Below are 19,370 nucleotides of genomic sequence, written 5' to 3'. Positions count from 1 at the left end.
AGCGAGGTTCATGTCTGACAAGATATACGTTCCTGCTCGAGTTTGAAGATGCATTTGGCGCTTCATTGCAGATGTGCCCGAATTCAAGGCGCCATCAACGCGCCCGAAAGGGCGTCGAGACGCTTGCGGTTTGCGCCGAGGTCGGAATAGCCCACGCGGGATCGCGAATAGGCAGCGAACGTGGATTTGCCCGGCTGGCCATCTGCCGGCAGGATCATGAGATCGACGTCATCCTTGAACCGCATCAGCGCCGAAACTGCCACGAACCTGAGCCGCAATCCGGCGTCGTCCTTCTCGCCCAGCTGCCAGTTCGGCTTGGCGGCGACTGCGTTCAGGGCCCGCGCATAAAGCTCGGCCGGCGCGGCGTTGTAGACCGGCGCGGCGCCGTCCGGCGTTGCCGTGGGGGTAAACCCTTCGGGCGCCAGCAAGGCGGTGTTCGGGCTTGAGGGCCGTTCGAGCGTCTTGAAGTCGATGAAACCGGGCATGGGTTGGGGTCCTGTTGGTTCAATGCGCGCGCAAACCGGCGCGGCGGGCAAAGGCGAGATTCACGCGGCTATCGGGACGCAGCGCGAGGCGTTCCTGGACCAGCGCCCGCGCAACCGCCAGGTTCTTGCCCCGTAATGCCGCTTCGATGAGAGTCCAGTCGATCACGTCGCGCTGGGCATGACTGCCCCCGAACGCGTTTGCTATCTGGCGTGCCCGCATCAAGGGTTCAATGGCGGCGGGGAATTCGCCGCGGTCAAAATGCAGGAAACCGTCGATCAGCGGTTCCCCTGTTTCGCGCATCCAGCGGTTCATCTCGTGGTCCGGACTGCCCTCATGGGCGATCTTCACCAGATCCGTTGCGTCGCTGCGCCGGCCGGCGCCGATATAGGCCATCGCGGCATGCACATCGTTGAAAGGATAGCATTTGCCGTCGGCATGCTGGGTCCATGTGTCCGCCAGTTCGTCCCAGCGCTCTCCCGTATCGCCACCCAGCAGATGGATCCGCCACAGCAGCGCCGAGGCGTCCACCAGGTTCTGCGCCACCGTCGTCGGCTCGCCGCGCACTTCCTCATCATAAAGCGCGAGCGCCACGTCGAGTTCGCCAAGCTCCAGATGACAGAGCGCCAGGTGCCACCAATTGTGCACCTTGAGGAAATTCTCCGGCTGCGCCCAGTGCGCGCGCCGCCGCAGGATGAAATCGCGCCCTTCGGCGGCGCGCCCCTGCATTTCCATCACATGGGCCACTGCATGGTGGGCCCAGCTGTCATCGGCATCCAGCTCCAGCGCCTTCATCCCCGCGGCCTCGGCGCGGCGATAATCGCCCATCTCTTCAAGGCCGAAAGCCAGCATGCCGAGCAGGTGAGACCGTCCCGGCACCCCCTCCCAGGCCGGCAGCGCCCGGGCGATCCGGTCGCGCAGGTTGCGCGCATTCGCGGTCAGGAAATCCACCTGGTGGCCCGCCATCAGCCCGATCAGGTCGCACGGATAGGCCGCCCCATGCAGGTCCAGCGCGCGGGCCGCCGCCGTCCATTCCGTCGTCATGGCCAGTTTCAGCGCCCGGACATGGCCCTCTTCGCGGGGGCCAAGCGGCATGTCTTCAAGGTCGTCCACCATCCGGCGCACGCTCGCGGTCGCCTGCGGTTCGGTCGACATGGCATAGATCCAGGCCTTTGCGACCAGCGCCATGCCGAATTCGGGGGAATCGACCAGGGCTTCCCGGAACGGCTCGATCGGATCGCCGCAAAACCGGGCAAAGCGGCTACACCCCAGGTCGAACAGCTCCGCCGCACGCGGCGAAGCCCCTGTCAGTTCCAGCCCCTGCCGGTCGTGTAATGTCATCGCCTGGCTCCCGCCCGCGTCGCCAGCGCCCATAGTGTGGCCAGCGCCGCCGAGTCGCAAGCCGGACGCGGGGTCAGCTCCAAACGAAAAAGGGCCGGACCCATCAGGTCCAGCCCTTCAACTCTACAGCGCCGGGAGAGCCTCCCGGCCCACCGGGCCCCGGTATCTTATTTCGAGAAGGACGCCATGTAGGGCTTCGCGGCGTTGCGCCAGGCGCTGACGCAAAGCTCGGTCTGGGCGGTCAGTTCGGTGGTGAAAGCCGAGAACATCGACTTGGCGAACGCGGTCTGGATCTCGAACATCTCTTTCGGGTCGCGCACGCTGGCCAGCGTCTGGGTCAGTTCGACACCCTGCTCCATGGCAGAGGTCATGAAGCTGACATTTCGGTTGCCGATCTCGCGGATCACTTCGGTCGAAGCGACAGCGCTGTCGGTCAGCGCTTTGACGCTGCCTTCGGTGAATCCGGTCATCTTGGAGGCAAAATCGGCCATCTGGTCCATGCCGGCTTCCAGTTTCTTGGTGGTCGCAGCAGCAGGGCGGGCTTCCGCTTTGGCGCGGGTTGCAGAGTCAGCAGTCTTGGCCATTCGGGGATTCCTTCTTCAATCAGGTGCCCTTTGAATAGCACACCGCCCTCGCAGATGCAATAAATTTTGTGCGGTGCAACATTAAGCATTTGTCGTTCAACTTGCACTCATCTTGCATGTTTTACGAAAGTGTCAGCGGAATCGCTGTGTTAAGCAGTGGTCAACCGGTTTGGCCGAATCTAGCTTTGTTCCGGGAGTGCCGGGGTTTCGAGTTTTGGAGGTTGCCTGAATCATGGCGCTGCTCAGTCGTTCCTTGTACCGCGCCGCGGCTGTCTCGATTGCCATCGGGTCGACTGCGCTGGTTCTTGCCCCCAGCGCGCTTGCTGAAAAATACGCCGCCTTCGTGATGGATGCCGATACCGGCGAAATCCTCCATGAGCGCAATGCCGAGGATTCCCGCTATCCCGCCTCACTCACCAAGGTGATGACGCTTTACTTGCTGTTCGATGCGATCAACGCCGGAGACGTGAAACTCACCGACAAGATGACGGTGTCCAAAAACGCCGCCGCCCAGCCGCCGTCGAACCTCAAACTGAAGGCCGGCACCAAGATCAAGGTCGAGGACGCGATCCTCGCGCTCGTCACCAAATCCGCCAACGACGTGGCCGTTGTCATCGCCGAACACCTGGCCGGCAGCGAGCGCAAGTTCGCCGCCCGGATGACCGAGAAAGCCAGGGATCTCGGCCTTGAGAACACAACCTTCAAGAACGCATCCGGCCTGCCGAACACAGCACAGATCACCACGGCCCACGACCTCGCCCTGCTCGCCGACGCGCTGCTTGAGCAGCACAGCCAGTATTATCACTACTTCCAGAACCAGAAATTCGCCTGGGGCCGGATGGTCTACAAGAACCATAACGACCTCATCGGCGAGGTTGTCGGCGTTGATGGCATCAAGACCGGCTACACCCGCGCCTCTGGCTTCAACCTGATGACCTCGGCCGAACGTGATGGTCACCGCGTGATCGTCGTGATGCTCGGCGGCGCCACCGCCAAGTCGCGAAACGCGCACGTCGCCTCGCTCGTCGAAGCCGCTTTCGCCACCTATGGCGACCCCGCTGAAGTCTCCCCCACCCTGCGCGGCTCCACGGTGTTTGCCGCCGTCCAGGTGCCGGCCAACCCGAACGATGCCGCCGAGCCGATGCTGAACGGCAAGCCGCTGAGCGCCTACAAGGCCGATCCGGTAAACTTCGCGCTCGCCGACACCACGGATGAAGGCGAAGCCGAGGAAATGCTGGTGGTTGAAGGCGACGGGTCCGACGATGTCGCCGAAGTCCAGCCGTCGCCGGCCCTGCCCGCACCCGGCGCCAGCTTCTCGGTCAGCGAGTACGAAGCCCGTCAGACCGAAGCCCTCGCCGCCCAGGCCGCCGGCCTGTCGGTCGCCGAGTATCAGGCCCGTCAAACCAAGCCTGCCCGCCCCAGCCCGGAAATCTCCGACTACGTGCTGCGCCAGACCCAGCGCTGACGGGCTCGCGCGCACCCGGGCACTTGCCGAACCCGCGCGTCTCCCGCACAACCCCGCTCGCTGTCCTGCACCGGCCCGGGAGTCCTTGAACCGTGAGCGCAAATTCAGACCTGAACCTCGCCCGTAGCGTCATCCGCACCGAGCGCGACGCCCTCGACAAGCTGGAGAGCGCGCTGGGCAACACGCTCATCGAAGCCGTGGACGTGATCCTGTCGACCGACCGCCACGTGGTGGTCGCCGGCGTCGGCAAGTCTGGCCATATCGGCCAGAAGATTGCGGCGAGCCTCGCCTCCACCGGAACGCCCGCCTTCTTCATCCACCCGACCGAAGCGAGCCATGGCGATCTCGGCATGCTGGTGCCGGGCTCCGTGGTCATAGCGATTTCGTATTCCGGCGAAAGCCGCGAACTGGTCGACCTCTTGCGCTACTGCAAGGGAAACGAGATCCCGGTGATCGCCATGACCCGCGCCGCCGAATCGACCCTTGGCCGTTACTCGGACGTGCTGCTCGAAATGCCGACCGTCGCCGAAGCCTGCCCGAACGGCCTGGCGCCCACCTCCTCCACCACGATGGCGCTCGCGCTCGGCGATGCGCTCACCATCGTTCTGATGGCGCGGCGCGGCTTCTCGCGGGAAGATTTTGGCTTCCGTCATCCGGGCGGCAAGCTCGGCCGCTCGCTGCAGACGGCCGGTGATTATGTCCGTGAACAGAAGGATGCGATGCCGCTGGTCAACGCCGATGCGAGCTTCGAAGCGCTTGTCTTCGCCGTCTCGGAAGGCCGCAAGGGCTGCGCCGGCGTGGTCAGCGCCGAGGGCGCGCTCGTCGGCATGGTCACGGACGGCGACCTGCGCCGGGCGATGATGGCGGGCAAGGCCGGCGCCCCGGCAGGCGATGTGATGACGGCCAATCCGCGCACGATCGAACCGGAAGAACGCATGCAGTTCGTGATCAAGCGCCTCAGCGAGAACCGTATCTCGAACGCCTTTGTCGTCGATGATACCGGCCGTCCGCTCGGCCTGATCGACATGAAAGACCTGCTCGCGGAAGGCTACCTGTAAGGCGCTTCGGCTTTTTCCCACCGGCCAACGAGGCGGCTCCCGAATGAGCGCCGCCCCTTGAAGCTTACTTCGTCAGTTCGAACAGAACGCTGACGCTGGCGGTCACGCCGATCTCGCCGCCCGAAACAGGCGTGGGTTCCGCCGCATCCATCATCTTTTCAGAACGCGCCATCATCATCGGCTGCGGCGCATATTCGTAGCCTTCGGTGATGGTCACGATCCGCGCGACCTTAAGACCGGCCGCCGAGGCGTACAGCTCGGCCTTCGCAATCGCGTCCTTCATGGCCTGCGTGCGGGCCTGGTTCTTGATCTCCTTGTCATTCTCGATCGCGAACGTGACGCCGGAGAAGGTATTGCCGCCTGCTTTGACAAGGCTGTCGATCGTGGCGCCCAGCGTGGCGAGGTCGCGCACGCGCGCCGTCACCTGGTTCGTGGCCACATAACCGGCGAGCTTCTGCTCGCCGCGCGAGCTGCCATCACGCTGTTTCACTTCGACATAGTCATAGCGCGGATAGAGGCTCAGGCCCGAGGTCTGCAGGTCCTTCGACGCAATGCCGGCATCGGTGAGGGCTTTGAACACGCCGTTCATCGCTTCGGACTGGGCGGCCATCGCGTCACTGGCGGTCGCACGCTCCTCGGTCACGCCGGCCGTGATGTAGGCCATGTCGGGCGCCCGGTTGATGCTCGCTTCGGCATTGATCTGAAGCGTTGTCTCGGGCTGGATCGAATTGTGATTCATCATTCCCATCATGCTGGAACCTTCACCCATCGGCGCCATCTTGCCGGTCATCGGCATCTGGGCGCAGGCGACGGGGGCAACGGCCAGCAGCAGCGCCACCATGGAATACACAGGACGCATCATCGGAAACTCCTTTTCCGTTATTCAAAACCGGTACGCCCGTCTTCGAACCCGAACAAGGCCGTTGCATGGCACACGTGCGGCGCCTAAACGACCTGTTCAGGGGCCTGTAGCTCAGTTGGTTAGAGCGGACCGCTCATAACGGTTTGGTCGCAGGTTCAAGTCCTGCCGGGCCCACCACCCCCCCTTTTTGTCCGACCCGGACACATAGGTAACAGAATGTTCCGGAGAGATAGGTTACACTTTCGCCCCGAACGGGTTGTCGACAGTTTGTAGTGTCCTTGCCTCGAGATCAACGTATCCGAGGTCGTATTGCATGAACGAGACGAGCCAGATGCCGTCATCGACTTCCTTCAGGCCGACGCGCTGACCGGCGAGCACGGTGGAGATGTTGATCTTCTTGCTGTGCATGCAGAGCCTGCCGCAGGCGGTGATCAGGGTGTCGTGGCCGCGGAAGGGATAATCGATATTCGGCAAGCCGTAATCGGGGCGCGGTGACGGCGTGTGGACGCTCGCCGGGCAAGCCATGCCCGGCCCTTCGTGAGGCCGCTCGCTATTGAACTTTCGGACGAAATGATCGAAGCGGTCCTGCTGCTGGAGATGACCGTCACGCCCTGATCACCCTTACGATACGAGAGGATTTTCGTGTGGTAAGTGGATTGAAATCATTACGACTATTGACTTTTACCGGCATTTTTGTATTTTGCCGGTAAATGACCATCCAGGAACTCCCCCTCGTCATCCAGACCAGCTACGCTGAGCTGATAGACCAGCTGCGGCTTGCGACAGCGTCTGATTTTCCAGAGGGCTCGACCTTCCGAAAAAGAAGCATCTCAGGAAAAGACTATTGGTACGTGCAGGAACCGACGACCCCGCAGGGCCGCCCGCCCGAACGGTACCTGGGCGCTGACACGCCGGAGCGCCAGGCGGCCATCGAACGCGCGATGAATGCGAAGGCGCATGCCGATACGCGCAAAGCGATCCGGCGTTCACTTTCAGGTGCCGGCCTGCCCGAACCGGACGCACTGACAGGCGCCGTGATAGACGCTTTCGCGGAGGCTGGTGTGTTCCGCCTGAGAGGTGTGATTGTCGGCACCATCGCTTTCCAAGCGTATGCCGGCCTTCTTGGCATAAGGCTGCCCAATGCCGCCATACGAACCGGGGATGTCGATCTCGCACAAGACTATGGTGTATCTGTCGCGCTCAATGACTCACTCGACGTCTCCCTGATCGATGTCCTGAAGGCAGTCGATAGGGAATTTGCGCCAGTTCCTTCCCTGGCAGGCCCCAACATCGCCGCAACCTATATTCGCCCTGGTGGATACCGGGTCGACGTCCTCACCACGAATCGCGGCGCCGACCGGGACGCTCCGGTCAACCTGCCGAGCCTGCGATCCGATGCTGTTCCCCTCCGCTTTCTGGACTTCTTGCTGAGAGATACGACCGAAGCGGCGATCCTCACGCGCTTCGGAACACTCGTGAATGTTCCATCTCCGGAGCGGTATGCAGTTCATAAGTTGATTGTATCGACTATGCGGCACGAAGCTGGCGAGAGTGCTGTTAAGTCCGACAAAGATATTGTTCAGGCTGGCCTTCTTGTCGAAGCGCTCGCCGCCAAACGCAGATCGGACGACCTGATCGCTGTTCTCGAAGAGGCCGTCTCACGGGGCCCAGCCTGGCGACACCGGCTTGAAACAGGCGCTGCGCGGCTTGGAGATGAAGCGCGGAAAATCGTTCAAGCAATCCTGGGAACAGACTGATTGCATCGATCGTGAACCGCTCCCTTACTCGCAAGAAAACGTCCGGACGCCCGTGGGGCGGGCAAATGGACGGATGGGCGACCTGAAAAGTGCAACATTAACATGGCAAGGAACGCACTGACGTACGGCCTCTTGCAATCAGGGCGCGCAACTGGAAAGAGGAAAACCGGTGAGCGTGCAAGGTCGGAACATCCGGAACGTGCTGGAGCATTTGAACACATCTCGTGCCCTCGCGCGGTCCGTGGCGCCTGAGGCTACGGCAGTCTGCGCACCTGCGCAGGCGCGCCGCCACGGCTGTGGCGCGAGGGCCGAATCCCCCGGTCAGGGATTTCGCGCAATGGATTACACCTCTGCAACGAATTCCGGCTTTTCGCGGGCCGGCTTCGGTGGCACAAATCAGCCAAGCCGCTTCGGCGGCTCCCTGTGAAGGAGTTGAGTCAGTGACCCCCAGAGACGCCGCCCGGCGCGCAATGGCACTCACGCTTTCCTTCGACCTGGCGATGGCCGGCCTTGGCATGACTTTGGCACACCTGGCCATGCTGGTGTCCGACCGCGATGTTTCACATTTCCCGGTCCAGGCCTGGCTGCTGGCCACCGCCGCCTTCATGCTGGCGGCGGCGTGCGGTCTGGTCACCGGCAGCGTCCACCGCCAGGTCTGGCGCCATATCGGCGCGCCCGACGCGTTCAAGCTGATCCAGGGGATCGCCCTGTCGGTCCTTCTTTATCTGCCGGTGATGGTGGCCCTGAATGGCCGGCTGCATAACCCTTTGCCGACGCTGCTCGTCACGATCACCCTATGGACGGCCGCGCTTTTCGCCGGCCGTATGTTCGCGCGCTATCGCACGACCAATGCGCCGCTGCAGATCTTCCAGCGCCTGCCGCACCAGAGCCAGCCGGTCTTGCTCGTCGGCGACGCCGACAGCTGGGTCAACGTCCTGCGCCGGCTGGAAGCCTCCGCGGCCGGCTCGACCGTCCGCGTGCTCGGCCTGATCGAGGTCAGCTCTGACCAGCCCGGCCGGGCCGTGCGCGGCGTGCCGATCATGGGCAACCTCGACACGCTGGGCGAGGTCATCGACGTGCTTTCGCTGCGCTATGGCAGCGCGCCCTGGGTCGCCGTCACCGGACCCGCCCGCGAACGCGGCCAGATGGCCCGTATCCTCGAAATCGCCTCCACCCACCGGGCGGACATCATGGCGCTTGGCCATGACGAGACGGCGCAGACGCTCGAACCGATCCGCGCGGCCGACCTGCTCGCCCGCCCGGAACGCGCACTTGACCGCCGGCCGGTGCGCGACCTGATCAGCGGTGCCCGGATCGTGGTCACCGGCGGCGGCGGCTCCATCGGGTCAGAGCTGGCCTTGCAGGTCGCGCAGAACGTTCCCGCAGCCCTCACGATCATCGACTCGTCCGAATTCAATCTCTACCAGATCGACCATTTGCTGCGCGTACACCATCCTAGCCTGCCGTTTACTTCGCATCTGGGCGACATCCGCGACCCTGTCCGCATGAATGCAGCCTTCGCGCAATCAAGGCCCGAGATCGTCATCCACGCTGCCGCGCTGAAACATGTGCCGCTGATGGAAGAGAACATCTGCGAAGCGATCCTTACCAATGTCGGCGGCGCGGTGAACGTCGCCCGGGCCGCCGCCGCCTCGGGCGCGCGCCAGTTCGTGTTCATCTCGACTGACAAGGCCGTCGCGCCAGACAATGTCATGGGCGCCACCAAACGCCTGGCCGAACTCGCCATCAGCCGCATCACCACCGAAGCCGGCATGGCCAGCGCCATGGTCCGGTTCGGCAATGTGCTCGGCTCATCCGGCTCCGTCGTGCCGCTGTTCGAGCGCCAGATCGCGGCCGGCGGGCCGGTGACGATCACCGATCCTGAAGCCACCCGCTACTTCATGACCATCGAGGAGGCGACCTCGCTCGTCCTCCAGGCCGCCGCCCTGCAGCGCGAAGCGCACCATGCCGAGCTTTTCGTGCTCGACATGGGCGAGCCGATCGCCATCCGCCAGCTGGCCGAGACAATGATCCGCCTCAAGGGCAAGGTGCCCGGCGTCGATATCGAGATCGTCACCACCGGCATGCGCAAGGGCGAGAAGCGCCACGAAGCGCTGACCTACGCCTATGAAGAGCTCGAGACGACCCGTGTTGACGGCGTCAACCGGGTCGTTTGCGAACCGCCGCAGAACGAACTCCTTGAAAAGCAGATCAGCGTACTGATGGACGCTGCCCGCCGCCACGAAACTTTGGAAGCCCTGCGCCTTCTCGGCAATCTCGTGCCGGAATACGGCGCCGCCCTTGCCGCAACGCGCCGCCGCAAGCCCGCCTGAGGTGCTCGCCCACCAGGACTAGAACCGCGCGCTCAGCGAGAGCTTGGCCGTCAGGGGCGCGCCGATCATGATGTTGTTGTCATTGTGCGAACTGGCCGCATAGGTCTCGCCCGTGAGGTTTTCGAGGTTCAGCTGAAGGGTCAGGTCATCCGACAGCTGATAATAGGCCGCTGCATCAACCCTCGTATATCCCGGCAAAGCCACGGCATTCGAGATCGACGCGAACCGGTCGTCCTGCCAGACCAGACCGAGCCCGAAGTCTAGCCGCGCGGTCGCACGGACCTTGTTCCAGAGGCTCGCACTCTGCTCGGCGACCAGAGGCACTTCACGGCCAGCCGGGGCTGAAGTTGTCGTCTCGGTGATTTCTGCCGTTTGCCAGGCATAGGCCGCTGCAACATCCCAGCCCTCGATGATCTGACCCTGCAATGCGAGCTCCAGGCCTTCGCTGCGCTGCGCGCCGGTCTGAACGGTCGTGCCCGATACAGCGCCCGGCGACAGGGTGTTCGTCCGGTCAAGCCGGAACAGCGCGGCCGTGATCAGCAGTTCGTCCGAAGGCTGCCACTTCAAGCCGATTTCGGAGTTCTCGAATTCTTCCGGCTCGAAATCCGCCTGCGAGGGTGTCAGTGACGAAAACTGCTCGCCCGATTGTGGGAGGTACGACCGGGCCCAGCTGGCATAGACCGACAGGTCCTCTACAGGCTGATAGACAACGCCGAAGCGCGGCGACACGAACTCGTCGGTCCGCGCGGCATCAGCGCCCAGCCGGTTTCCAAACGCAAAGTCGAAGCGATCAAACCGCGCGCCCGCAACGATCTGCAAGTCATCGGTGAGCTTGATCTGGTCCTGCACATAGACGGCAAACAGATCGAGGTCGTTTGTGTTGTCGCGCGAGAGCCGGCCGAACACCGCGACCGCATCCTGCCCCCGGTCGGCAATCGAGACCGTGAGACGCTCAAGTCCGCCCGCTGCCGGGAACTGGCCTTCCACACGCTGGTTGTCACTCTCCTGCCGACCCGCTTCGACGCCCAGCAGAAGCGTGTGCTCCATCCCTCCCAGCAGCCCCTCCCAGATGAGATCTGTCTGACTGATCAGGTTCTGGCGCTCCGTCTGCGAGTTATAGGCCGCAAGCTGCACCGTGCCGGCCTGGGCATTCACTGCGCCGCTCGCGAAGATGTTCTGATAAGATTTCTCATAGTCCGCGAAGAGCAAGGTTGAGCGCAAGGTCAGCGCGTCGGAAAACTCATGTTCCAGAACCGCCGAAACCGAGCTCACGGTCACATCGCTGGGACTGAGGTCCGGATTACCGAAGAAGGCCTTTTCGGAAACGCTGAAAGGCCGGCCATTGATCGACGGTACGCCGCGATCGGTCACGCGCTCATCGACGAAATGCTCCGCTGACAGACGAAGCGTTGTTCGCTCACTCCAATCAACCGAAACCGAAGGCGCAAATCCGTAGCGCTCAGACTCCACACCGTCGCGGTAGCTGCCTGCCTGCTCATAAACAAGGTTCAGCCGCCCATCTACACCCTCGGCGATGGCGTCGCCCAGATCCGCATTGGCCCGGCCAAAGCCGAACGAGCCGACGCCCAGCGTCAGCGCGCGCACCCGTTCGCCATCGGCCTGCTTGGTCACGCGGTTGATCACGCCGCCGCCCGTTCCGCGCCCGAACACGAGCCCCGAAGCCCCCTTGAGCACTTCGATCCGGTCGGTGTTGTAGGTATCGCGGTAGTATTGGAGATCGTCGCGCACGCCGTCGACGAAGAAATCGGCCGTTGTCGTGTTTCCGCGCAGCACGGGCGCATCCCGGTGCCCCTCGCCCTGCGCGACCGTCACACCTGGCACGAAGCGAAGCGCCTCTGCCATGCCCGAGATCGCCTGATCGCGCATCAGGTCGCCGGTAATGACGGTCATGGCCTGCGGAATCTCGACGATGGGCGTGGTGGTCTTGGTGGCCCCGCGAGAGGTATCCTCCGTATAGCCCGAACGGGTGCCATAGACATAGACGGTCTCCTGGCGCTTGACCTCGTCAGGGGCATCGTCGGCAAACGCCGGCAGCGCTGGAGCGATCCCAATGCCCAGGGTCGCCGCACAGCCCAGAAGGCGCGCAACGAGGCGCGGGCGAATGAAGTCTGAAGACGGAACGGACATGTAAAGGACCACCAGTTACTGAGAATGTTTCTCATTCGCTGTAACGGGCGGCGACCCTTATTGCAACTCATTCGCAAGCAAATAATTCCGGACCGGTCAGCCCGTCACGATGGGCTCGAACGTCCCGTAGATCATCCGCCCGAGGTCCGCGCCAGTCGTGACCGGGCTGAACTCGGCCATCCGCGGATCGGCCATCGCCTTGTCCCAGCCCGCCTGACGCGTCGCCGCGTCCTTCCAGTTGATCCAGGAGAAAATCACGTTCTCATCCGGCTTCTTCAGAACGGCCGTATGGAAGGAGTTCACCTTGCCCTCCGGCAAGTCGTCGCCCCAGGCATCCACCACCGACGTCGCGCCATGCTCGACAAACACCGCCGCGAGCTTCTCCGCCGCCGCCAGATAGGCGGCGCGGCTGCCTGCCGGCACCGGCATCAGCGTCCCGTCGACGATGCCCGGCGCCGCCAGCGCGTCGCCGAACAGCTGTTCGAACCCGCCAAAAATCATCCGCTGGCCGTCGAACGGCATCGTCTCAGGAGACATGCCCTCGAACGCCGGGTCCTCCATCATCGCCTTGTTGCCGGCATCGCGCGCCGCGCGGTCCGGCCAGACGATCCAGGAGAACATCACAGTCTCATCCGGCCTGCGCATCACGGCCGAGTTGAAACAGTTCACCTTGCCCTGCGGCACATCGAGGCCCCAGTTCTCGACCAAGCCGATGGCGCCAAGCCGGCGGAACACCGCCGAGGCGTCCGACGCCATCTTTTGATAGGCGTCCTTCTTGGCGCTCGGCACCGCCAGCACAAACCCGTCGATATAGGCCATCAGGTCAGCCTCCAGCCATCTGCTTCATCGCGGCGTCGCGCGCCGCGTCCATCTCTTCAGGCGATTTCGGCGGCCAGACCGGCGACGCGATCGACCATTGGTGCCCGAACGGGTCCTTCACCACGCCGTACCGGTCGCCCCAGAACTGGTCCGCCACCGGCATCACCACCTCGGCGCCCGCCGCCACGGCCTTCGCCGCCGCAGCGTCCACATCATCCACCATCAGGTGCAGCGTCACCGGCGTGCCGCCCAGCGCCAGCGGCGAGGCTCCGCCCATTTCGGGATACTCATCATTCAGCATCACCAATTCGCCATTGATGCGCACCGAAGCGTGCAGCAGCCGCCCGTCCGGTCCTGGCAGGCGCATCATCTCCTCGGCCCCGAAAGCGGCCTTGTAGAAATCGATCGCCTTGTTGCAATCCCGGCACGTCAGGTGCGGCGACAGCAGGCTCACGCCCATTTCAGCGGCAATCTCTGCCACTGGCTTCCTCTTCGGGTTTGTCATCTTGTCCTCCATCACCCTGCAAACGCGGCTTCGATGGCCGCAATGTCGATCTTGCGCATCTCCAGCATCGCGGCGCGCGCCCGCGCGGCCGCCACCTGGTCCGTATCGTGGAACAGACGCACCATCTTCTCCGGCACGATCTGCCAGGACACACCGAACCGGTCGGCCAGCCAGCCGCACCGGCTCTCCTTGCCCCCGCCCTCCAGCAGCGCCTGCCACAACCGGTCCGTCTCCGCCTGATCCTTCGTCAGCACACTGATCGAGGCCGCCGGTGTCTGCTTGTACATCGGCCCCGCCGTCAGGTGCATCATCGGCGCCCCGCCCAGCGTGTATTCCACGACCATCGGATCGGTCGCATTGCCATGCTCGAACACCGCATCGATCCGGCTGTCCGGCAGCAGCGACACATAGAACTCCGCCGCCTTCACCCCGCCCGTCTCGAACCAGAGACAGGGGCGCACCTTCCTTTCGAGACCCGTCATGACATCCTCCTCAAGTTGCTGCTTCATAGGCCGCAAACGCCTTCAGCTGCGCCGCCAGCGCCGCCTTGAATCCCGGCCGCGACAGGCACCGCGCACAATAAGCCTCGAGGTTGGGAAATGCCGCCAGGTGGTCTGTCCCCTCAATCTCGCGCAGCACACACGCCATCATGAGATCGCCGGCTGTGAAGCGATCCTCCAGAAACGGCTTGTCACCCAGCCAGTCCGAGAGCCGTGCGAGCCGCATCTGCAGGAGTTCGGCGGCTTTCGCGCCGAACCTCTCCGCCCAGGGCTCGCCGGCCCAGAACAACTCTGCACTGCGCACATTCATCAAGCGCGGCTCGACCGAATTCATCGCGGCAAAGATCCAGCTCATGGCACGCGCCCGGCCCGGGTCATCTGCCGGCATCAGGGCTTCGCTGCGCTCGGCAATCTTCAAGACGATCGCCCCGGATTCAAACATGTCGACCGCCCCGTCGCGATAGGCGGGCACTTGCCCGAAGGGTTGGCGTTTCAGATGCGCGGGCGACGCGTTCTCCTCCAGCGAGATGAGATGCTCGTCATAGGGAATGCCCGCTTCTTCGAGCGCCCAGCGCACCCGCAGGTCGCGCACGAACCCTTGCGCAAATTCCGGAACCCACTTGTAGCCGGTCACTTCAGGCATCCCGGTCTCCCCTTCTGTCTTCAGGTAGCCTGCCTGTTCTCGTTGACAGATACGTTGATGTCAACTTATATATCGGTCATGAGAACAGATCTGCCGCTCAGCATCACGCACGAAGTCTATGGACGTTGCCTCTGCCTCGGCGTGCACCGCGCCGCCCGGGCCCTCGCCCGCCGGTTCGACCAGGCGCTCGCCCCGTTCGGCATCAGCCATGGTCAGTATTCGCTTTTGATGTCGCTCAACCGGCCGAACGCGCCGCGCCTTGGCGAGGCGGCCGACTTCCTGGCGATGGACCGCACCACGCTGACCGCCAATCTCAAGCCGCTCGAACGCCGCGGCCTGGTCGCAATTGTTCCGGACAAGGACGACCGGCGCTCGCGCCGTCTCCACCTCACCGATGCCGGCCGCGATCTCCTGAAAGCCGCTGTTCCGGTCTGGCGCCGCACTCATGACGAAGTCGACACCCACCTCACCACCAACGGTAAATCCCTCCGCCGCGAACTTGCCCAGATCGCCGCCGCCTTCTGACCGCGCCTGCGCCCCGAGCGGCATCGAGATCGAGACCGGCATCGCGCCGGCCCAGTCGATCCATCCCGCATCACAGCCAAAGGAGACCGCCCCCGTGCCGGCCTCTTCAAACCGCCCGACGAAAAGGACATTGAGATAGACGCTCAGCCGCTGCGCGTCCGGCTCCGGCGCGCCATCAGATGAGTTTTACAAAGTCCGCCCTACCGCCGCGCTTGTTGGCGACAAGGTCGAGGCCGAGCGCCGTCATGGCGTCAAAGAACACTTCCATACGGGTCGCCGGCGCTCCTGCCTCCAGTTTGGACACTGTCGCTTGACGTACCCGCATGCGAGCCGCGAGCTCGGCCTGTGTCCAGCCAGCGCCGAGGCGTGCCTTGCGCACCAGATCGCCCGCCATCCGCGGGCTTCGAACCAGATCAGCCACAGGCTATCCTCCTTATACGCGTTTGCGCATAGAATTTATTTATACGCAAATGCGTATGAGATCGGCTCGTAATGCTCTCAGGTTAAGGCCCCAACCACCGTACCCAAGCGCAACGCCAGGGCCCGGCCTGGAGCCGTTGAGTGCAGACTTCGCGATCAGGCAAGCTGCGTCCGGCCGCACGTGCAGGCTTCAGCCCTTACGGCCGCCCGCCTTGAAATAATCGAGCGTGCCGCGGGTGATCACGCGGTCTTCCGGCGCGATCTCGTGGGCCTCAAGGTCGGACGCGCCCTTCACTTCGGCATACACATCCCCGAAGTCGCGGTAGCAGGCCTCCAGAAGCGCATCGAAACTGTCGATCACGAAATAGGTCTGCTGGAAGTCATCAATGATGTATTTGGTCCGCATCAGGCGCTGCACATCAAATCCGATCCGGTTGGGACTCGCATCTTCCAGCGCGAACACGGTTTCCTGCGGGCTCGACAGGATGCCCGCACCATAGATGCGCAGACCGTCCGCCTCCTGAATAAGTCCGAACTCAACCGTGTACCAGTAGAGCCGCGCCAGGTTGTGCAGCTGGCCGAGACGCATCGCCCGCTGGCCGCCCTTGCCATAGGCCTCCATGAAGTCCGCAAAGACAGGGTTCGCCAGCATCGGCACATGACCGAAGATGTCGTGGAAGATGTCCGGCTCCTGCAGGTAATCGAACTCCGCTTCCGGCCGGATGAAGGCGCCTGCCGGAAACCGGCGATTGGCAAGGTGGTCGAAGAAAATGTCGTCCGGCACGAGTTCCGCCACCGGCACGACCCGCCAGCCAGTCATCACTTCCAGCCGGTCGGACAACCGGCCCATGTGCGGAATACCCGAAGGCGACAGCTCCAGCGCGTTCATCGCATCGAGCGCCGCCTGGCAGGCCCGGCCCTTGGTCACCTCGCGCTGGCGCCGGAACAGCCGGTCCCAACGGTCATGTTCGGCCGCGCTGTAGGTCTCCCATGCCTGGTCGATCGTGAAATCGGCGGCGCGGGGCGCATCGTGATAGCGATTCTTTGCAAAGCCTGTGTCCATTCAGCCAGTATAGGCCAAATGGAAAATTAGTTCCAGATGTAACTAATTTAGGGGCGCTTCAATTGACCGTGCGCGCGTCCACGATCTCGGTCAGCGTTACGCCCAGTTCGCCATCGGCGACCACCAGCTTGCCGCGCGCGATCAGGCGGCCGGACACGTAGATGTCGACCGGCTCACCGGTCTGTTTCTCAAGCGTGAGCACTTCGCCGGGCGTCAGCGCCGACAGTTCTTCCATCGTCAGGCGCACTTCGCCGAGCACGACTTCAACGCGCACCGGAACGTCCATCAACATGCGGTGGAGCGCGGGATTGCCTGGTTCGGTCATGTCCGGTCTTCCTTCGGCTTGGGCGACAGCCCGGTCGCCGCAAACAGGTCGCCCTGCCCGTGAACGATCCGCGCAGCCGCGCCATCGATGAGGCTGCGCAGGCGCGCCTCGGTTGTAGCGTGAAACTGGCTGGACTCAATCAGGCGCATCACCTGAGCGATCTCTTCAAGCGCCTGGGCAAGCTCGGCGGTCACGGCGGCGAGGCGTTCGCTCTCGGTCTCGGCCTTGACGCGGGCGACCTCCGCGAGGGTCTCAGCGCGCACCTGCGCGATCAGGCCGGCAATCTCCTCGCCCGTGAAACTGACGCGGGCCGGATCCTCGGCCGCTACCTCTTCCGGCTGCGGCCCGAAATCGGCCCGGAAGTCGAACGGCGTGACGGACTTCACAGCGCGCGCCGTCATTCGACCAGCTCGTCAAGATCATTAGCCTTGCCCGCTCGGATCTCGCCGCGGCCGATCAGCAGGCGCGCAAGCTCCACCAGTTCGGTGCGGGCCGCTTCGATATCGCTGCGGCGCAGCGGGCCCAGCGCAGCGATCTCTTCGCGCAGGAGGTCTCCGGAACGTTGGGTAACGTTGGCGAAGAAGGCCGCCGCGGTTGTGTCCTTTGCGCCCTTGAGCGCAGTGATCAGGACGGCCCGGTCTGCGGCCGCCAGCAATGTCTGCATGCCGCCAGCGTCCAGCGTCGCGAGGTCGTCGAAGGTGAACATCAGGGAGCGGACTTTCTCGCCCGTGCCCGGCTCCGCCTTTTCGAGCGCGCTGAGGAACAGCGTGCCCGCACGCGGATCGAGCCGGTCGAAGATCCTGGCGATACGTTCTGCGCCCACCTGCGCACCGTCCCTGGCCAGCGCCTTGACGCGGCCCTTCAGGTGCTGCTCGAGGCTCGCCATCGCGGCGGGGTGCACCTCGCCGATATGCAGAAGGCGCTGCATGGCATCGATCGACAGCGTGGGCGGCAAGGCGCGCAGCAACCGGGCGGCGGCTTCACCGGTAAGACGGGAGAGGACCAGCGCCACGATCTGCGCGCGCTCGTTGCGCAAGAGACCGGACAGCAAGGCTGTGTCGAGCGCTGAAAGGTCTGCCCACACGCCCGAGGCGGCGGGGCTGCGCTGGGCTTCGGTGAAGCGGCGCAGCGCTTCGGCCTCACCGGCAGGGTCGTCGCCGAGACGGTCCATCGCCGCGCTGAGGCTGGCAGCTTCCTGCGGATCAAGCTCAGCCCAGATCGCGGCCGCGTCCGGACCCAGCGCGCGCATCAACCGGGCCGACCGGGCGAGGCCCGGGGCAAGAGTGTCCTGGGGGCGGGTGAGCGCGCTCATGCGGTTTCATCCTTGGCCGTCATCCAGCCGCGCACAACGGCCGCCGCACGGGCGGGATCGCGGCGCGCGAGGTCCGCGGCGGCGTCCGTCGACACCGCGACGGGTCTCTGGGCCCGGAGCGCCTCACGCGGACGCTCCACTGGCTGCTGGGCCGGAAGGATCTGGGACGGCGCGGCGGCGACCGGCGCCGGGGTGCGCGCCAGCACGGCGAGTGCCCCGCCAATCAGGCCGAGGCCGGCCAGTGCGGCAAGTTCGATCCAGGCCGCCATGTCTGGACGGCCCGGCAGGCCGCCGGCAAAGGCAACGGTTTCGATGACCAGCTTGTCGCCGCGCTCCGGGATCAGGCCGGCGGCGATGGGGGCGATGCGCTGGAGCTCCGGAATGCGGGGCGCGGCCGCGTCGTCCAGCAGGACGAGCAATGTGCGGCCACCTTCGGCATTGTAGGCGACGCTGATGCGCGCAAGGCCGGGGCCGGCGATCGGGGTAAGGATGTCGGCGAGCGCAGCTTCGGCGGGGGTCGCCGCAACCGGTGCGCCCGGGCCGGTCAGCAGGGCGGCGCCGCGCCAGGCCAGCAGGCCGAGCGCCAGCGCGCAGGCCAGCAGCGCCAGCGGGCGCAGCAGCCCCGCCTGAGCCGTGTCTGCAGTCTTGCCAAGCGCCATCGTGCTCTCCGGGGCCGGCCGTTTGGCCGGCAGATTCCCGGAAGGCTAGAAGGCCCGCCTTAAGGCAGGTTTAACAAGGCAAACGCCGCGTTAACGGCGGTATTGCTGCAAGCGGGTCGTGCGCAGGCCTTTGGCGCCGTGACGGGCGTAGAGCCGCTCCCAGCCTTCGAACTCTTCTTCGGTCAGATTGTAGCGTTCACAGGCGCTTTCGCGGGTCAACAGACCACCCTGGACGGCGGCCACAACTTCCGCCTTGCGGCGGGTGACCCAGCGGGAGATGCCGGGCGACGGCAGGTCGGCGAGGGTGAGCTTCTGGCCGTCCGGGCCTTTGACACTCATCGGGCGTGCATTCTGCATGTTCATTTCAAAAACCACTTCACGGTCCTTAGCGTTTCACCCCGCTTCTGCAGGGGTATGAGCGGACCGTACACGAGGCGGTTTAAGCCCGGCCTTGCCTTGGAAGATGAGTTTGGCCACCCCCGTTAGGGGCCCGTTTGGAAACCTGTTCCGGGGCGGCACATTTCGGGGAATTGGGGCCAAAACCTGCCGGAAGCGGGGTTTGCGTGCC

Annotated in this window: 22 protein-coding genes, 1 tRNA gene and 1 pseudogene; 6 read left to right on the top strand and 18 right to left on the bottom strand. The window is 64.3% G+C overall.

The features are described 5' to 3' along the window. Positions 1 to 83: 83 nt before the first annotated feature. The 3 genes from GC148_RS12280 to GC148_RS12270 all read right to left on the bottom strand — a co-directional run bounded on the left by GC148_RS12280 (position 84) and on the right by GC148_RS12270 (position 2,408). Positions 84 to 485: a DUF1499 domain-containing protein gene (locus GC148_RS12280; RefSeq protein WP_291071054.1), complete on the bottom strand. Its 402-nt coding sequence runs from the start codon at positions 483 to 485 to the stop codon at positions 84 to 86. A gap of 19 nt (positions 486 to 504) precedes the next feature. Beyond that, the gene (locus GC148_RS12275) at positions 505 to 1,824 is read right to left on the bottom strand and encodes a tetratricopeptide repeat protein (RefSeq protein ID WP_291071053.1); all 1,320 of its coding nucleotides are present in this window, start codon (positions 1,822 to 1,824) and stop codon (positions 505 to 507) included. A 167-nt stretch (positions 1,825 to 1,991) separates the two neighbouring features. Continuing rightward, positions 1,992 to 2,408, bottom strand: a complete 417-nt coding sequence (locus GC148_RS12270) for a phasin (RefSeq protein ID WP_291071052.1) — start codon at positions 2,406 to 2,408, stop codon at positions 1,992 to 1,994. 232 nt (positions 2,409 to 2,640) lie between these two features. Here GC148_RS12270 and GC148_RS12265 point away from each other — a divergent pair, with 232 nt between their 5' ends. Together GC148_RS12265 and GC148_RS12260 are read left to right on the top strand one after the other, a co-directional pair. Next, positions 2,641 to 3,873, top strand: a complete 1,233-nt coding sequence (locus tag GC148_RS12265; protein WP_291071051.1) for a D-alanyl-D-alanine carboxypeptidase family protein — start codon at positions 2,641 to 2,643, stop codon at positions 3,871 to 3,873. A gap of 92 nt (positions 3,874 to 3,965) precedes the next feature. Beyond that, positions 3,966 to 4,931 (top strand): KpsF/GutQ family sugar-phosphate isomerase, encoded by a 966-nt coding sequence (locus tag GC148_RS12260; protein WP_291071050.1) that lies wholly within the window; start codon positions 3,966 to 3,968, stop codon positions 4,929 to 4,931. A gap of 64 nt (positions 4,932 to 4,995) precedes the next feature. Here GC148_RS12260 and GC148_RS12255 read toward each other — a convergent pair whose 3' ends face one another. Beyond that, the gene (locus GC148_RS12255) at positions 4,996 to 5,793 is read right to left on the bottom strand and encodes an SIMPL domain-containing protein (protein ID WP_291071049.1); all 798 of its coding nucleotides are present in this window, start codon (positions 5,791 to 5,793) and stop codon (positions 4,996 to 4,998) included. Between the two features lie 100 nt (positions 5,794 to 5,893). On the opposite strand from GC148_RS12255, the gene GC148_RS12250 reads away from it, so the two are divergent. Further along, a tRNA-Ile gene (locus GC148_RS12250) sits at positions 5,894 to 5,970 on the top strand. A gap of 57 nt (positions 5,971 to 6,027) precedes the next feature. On the opposite strand, the gene GC148_RS12245 is transcribed toward GC148_RS12250, so the two are convergent. After that, positions 6,028 to 6,318 carry a hypothetical protein gene (locus GC148_RS12245; RefSeq protein WP_291071048.1) on the bottom strand — a complete coding sequence of 97 codons (291 nt, stop codon included), beginning with the start codon at positions 6,316 to 6,318 and terminating at the stop codon, positions 6,028 to 6,030. Between the two features lie 185 nt (positions 6,319 to 6,503). Between GC148_RS12245 and GC148_RS12240 the strand changes: the two genes are divergently transcribed. After that, a complete protein-coding gene (locus GC148_RS12240) occupies positions 6,504 to 7,550 on the top strand; it encodes a GSU2403 family nucleotidyltransferase fold protein (protein ID WP_291071047.1) in 1,047 nt (348 codons plus the stop codon). 440 nt (positions 7,551 to 7,990) lie between these two features. Continuing rightward, positions 7,991 to 9,883, top strand: a complete 1,893-nt coding sequence (locus GC148_RS12235) for a polysaccharide biosynthesis protein (protein WP_291071046.1) — start codon at positions 7,991 to 7,993, stop codon at positions 9,881 to 9,883. Between the two features lie 18 nt (positions 9,884 to 9,901). Here GC148_RS12235 and GC148_RS12230 read toward each other — a convergent pair whose 3' ends face one another. From GC148_RS12230 to GC148_RS12210, 5 genes are all read right to left on the bottom strand, one after another. Then, positions 9,902 to 12,031 (bottom strand): TonB-dependent siderophore receptor, encoded by a 2,130-nt coding sequence (locus tag GC148_RS12230; RefSeq protein ID WP_291071045.1) that lies wholly within the window; start codon positions 12,029 to 12,031, stop codon positions 9,902 to 9,904. A gap of 96 nt (positions 12,032 to 12,127) precedes the next feature. Then, positions 12,128 to 12,850 (bottom strand): DUF1428 domain-containing protein, encoded by a 723-nt coding sequence (locus GC148_RS12225; RefSeq protein WP_291071044.1) that lies wholly within the window; start codon positions 12,848 to 12,850, stop codon positions 12,128 to 12,130. 4 nt (positions 12,851 to 12,854) lie between these two features. Then, on the bottom strand, positions 12,855 to 13,310 hold the full coding sequence (locus GC148_RS12220) for a VOC family protein (RefSeq protein WP_366063836.1): 456 nt from the start codon (positions 13,308 to 13,310) through the stop codon (positions 12,855 to 12,857). Between the two features lie 56 nt (positions 13,311 to 13,366). Next, positions 13,367 to 13,837 carry a VOC family protein gene (locus GC148_RS12215; protein WP_291071042.1) on the bottom strand — a complete coding sequence of 157 codons (471 nt, stop codon included), beginning with the start codon at positions 13,835 to 13,837 and terminating at the stop codon, positions 13,367 to 13,369. 10 nt (positions 13,838 to 13,847) lie between these two features. Further along, positions 13,848 to 14,498 (bottom strand): glutathione S-transferase family protein, encoded by a 651-nt coding sequence (locus GC148_RS12210; protein WP_291071041.1) that lies wholly within the window; start codon positions 14,496 to 14,498, stop codon positions 13,848 to 13,850. Between the two features lie 78 nt (positions 14,499 to 14,576). Between GC148_RS12210 and GC148_RS12205 the strand changes: the two genes are divergently transcribed. Beyond that, positions 14,577 to 15,023, top strand: a complete 447-nt coding sequence (locus GC148_RS12205) for a MarR family transcriptional regulator (protein ID WP_291071040.1) — start codon at positions 14,577 to 14,579, stop codon at positions 15,021 to 15,023. A gap of 15 nt (positions 15,024 to 15,038) precedes the next feature. On the opposite strand, the pseudogene GC148_RS15975 reads toward GC148_RS12205, so the two are convergent. From GC148_RS15975 to GC148_RS12170, 8 genes and pseudogenes are all read right to left on the bottom strand, one after another. Continuing rightward, a pseudogene (locus GC148_RS15975) lies at positions 15,039 to 15,170 on the bottom strand (HipA N-terminal domain-containing protein); the annotation flags it as partial. 28 nt (positions 15,171 to 15,198) lie between these two features. Then, positions 15,199 to 15,444: a helix-turn-helix transcriptional regulator gene (locus GC148_RS12200; RefSeq protein WP_291071039.1), complete on the bottom strand. Its 246-nt coding sequence runs from the start codon at positions 15,442 to 15,444 to the stop codon at positions 15,199 to 15,201. A 189-nt stretch (positions 15,445 to 15,633) separates the two neighbouring features. After that, positions 15,634 to 16,506, bottom strand: a complete 873-nt coding sequence (phhA, locus tag GC148_RS12195) for a phenylalanine 4-monooxygenase (RefSeq protein ID WP_291071038.1) — start codon at positions 16,504 to 16,506, stop codon at positions 15,634 to 15,636. Positions 16,507 to 16,564: 58 nt separating this feature from the next. Further along, a complete protein-coding gene (gene fliN, locus GC148_RS12190) occupies positions 16,565 to 16,831 on the bottom strand; it encodes a flagellar motor switch protein FliN (protein ID WP_291071037.1) in 267 nt (88 codons plus the stop codon). Then, positions 16,828 to 17,232: a hypothetical protein gene (locus GC148_RS12185; protein WP_291071036.1), complete on the bottom strand. Its 405-nt coding sequence runs from the start codon at positions 17,230 to 17,232 to the stop codon at positions 16,828 to 16,830. Before GC148_RS12185 ends, fliN begins: the two co-directional genes overlap by 4 nt. Next, complete coding sequence (locus GC148_RS12180) at positions 17,229 to 18,143, bottom strand: FliG C-terminal domain-containing protein (RefSeq protein WP_291071035.1); 915 nt, start codon at positions 18,141 to 18,143, stop codon at positions 17,229 to 17,231. The genes GC148_RS12185 and GC148_RS12180 overlap by 4 nt, the downstream gene beginning before the upstream one ends. After that, positions 18,140 to 18,802 carry a hypothetical protein gene (locus tag GC148_RS12175; protein WP_291071034.1) on the bottom strand — a complete coding sequence of 221 codons (663 nt, stop codon included), beginning with the start codon at positions 18,800 to 18,802 and terminating at the stop codon, positions 18,140 to 18,142. The genes GC148_RS12180 and GC148_RS12175 overlap by 4 nt, the downstream gene beginning before the upstream one ends. 90 nt (positions 18,803 to 18,892) lie before the next feature. Further along, on the bottom strand, positions 18,893 to 19,165 hold the full coding sequence (locus GC148_RS12170; protein WP_291071033.1) for a DUF1153 domain-containing protein: 273 nt from the start codon (positions 19,163 to 19,165) through the stop codon (positions 18,893 to 18,895). Between the last annotated feature and the right edge of the window lie 205 nt (positions 19,166 to 19,370).

The sequence above is a fragment of the Hyphomonas sp. genome (genome assembly GCF_016125515.1).
Taxonomy (GTDB): Bacteria; Pseudomonadota; Alphaproteobacteria; order Caulobacterales; family Hyphomonadaceae; genus Hyphomonas.
This window is presented reverse-complemented; position numbering and strand designations above follow the sequence as displayed.

Bases quoted from the DNA above. Each gene is read 5' to 3' on its own strand.
- GC148_RS12230 (WP_291071045.1), bottom strand. From the start codon at position 12,031: ATGTCCGTTCCGTCTTCAGACTTCATTCGCCCGCGCCTCGTTGCGCGC.
- GC148_RS12270 (WP_291071052.1), bottom strand. From the start codon at position 2,408: ATGGCCAAGACTGCTGACTCTGCAACCCGCGCCAAAGCGGAAGCCCGC.
- GC148_RS12225 (WP_291071044.1), bottom strand. From the start codon at position 12,850: ATGGCCTATATCGACGGGTTTGTGCTGGCGGTGCCGAGCGCCAAGAAG.
- GC148_RS12215 (WP_291071042.1), bottom strand. From the start codon at position 13,837: ATGACGGGTCTCGAAAGGAAGGTGCGCCCCTGTCTCTGGTTCGAGACG.
- GC148_RS12255 (WP_291071049.1), bottom strand. From the start codon at position 5,793: ATGATGCGTCCTGTGTATTCCATGGTGGCGCTGCTGCTGGCCGTTGCC.
- GC148_RS12210 (WP_291071041.1), bottom strand. From the start codon at position 14,498: ATGCCTGAAGTGACCGGCTACAAGTGGGTTCCGGAATTTGCGCAAGGG.
- GC148_RS12275 (WP_291071053.1), bottom strand. From the start codon at position 1,824: ATGACATTACACGACCGGCAGGGGCTGGAACTGACAGGGGCTTCGCCG.
- GC148_RS12205 (WP_291071040.1), top strand. From the start codon at position 14,577: ATGAGAACAGATCTGCCGCTCAGCATCACGCACGAAGTCTATGGACGT.
- GC148_RS12175 (WP_291071034.1), bottom strand. From the start codon at position 18,802: ATGGCGCTTGGCAAGACTGCAGACACGGCTCAGGCGGGGCTGCTGCGC.
- GC148_RS12220 (WP_366063836.1), bottom strand. From the start codon at position 13,310: ATGGGCGTGAGCCTGCTGTCGCCGCACCTGACGTGCCGGGATTGCAAC.
- GC148_RS12280 (WP_291071054.1), bottom strand. From the start codon at position 485: ATGCCCGGTTTCATCGACTTCAAGACGCTCGAACGGCCCTCAAGCCCG.
- fliN (WP_291071037.1), bottom strand. From the start codon at position 16,831: ATGACCGAACCAGGCAATCCCGCGCTCCACCGCATGTTGATGGACGTT.
- GC148_RS12265 (WP_291071051.1), top strand. From the start codon at position 2,641: ATGGCGCTGCTCAGTCGTTCCTTGTACCGCGCCGCGGCTGTCTCGATT.
- GC148_RS12240 (WP_291071047.1), top strand. From the start codon at position 6,504: ATGACCATCCAGGAACTCCCCCTCGTCATCCAGACCAGCTACGCTGAG.
- phhA (WP_291071038.1), bottom strand. From the start codon at position 16,506: ATGGACACAGGCTTTGCAAAGAATCGCTATCACGATGCGCCCCGCGCC.
- GC148_RS12185 (WP_291071036.1), bottom strand. From the start codon at position 17,232: ATGACGGCGCGCGCTGTGAAGTCCGTCACGCCGTTCGACTTCCGGGCC.
- GC148_RS12245 (WP_291071048.1), bottom strand. From the start codon at position 6,318: ATGGCTTGCCCGGCGAGCGTCCACACGCCGTCACCGCGCCCCGATTAC.
- GC148_RS12170 (WP_291071033.1), bottom strand. From the start codon at position 19,165: ATGAACATGCAGAATGCACGCCCGATGAGTGTCAAAGGCCCGGACGGC.
- GC148_RS12180 (WP_291071035.1), bottom strand. From the start codon at position 18,143: ATGAGCGCGCTCACCCGCCCCCAGGACACTCTTGCCCCGGGCCTCGCC.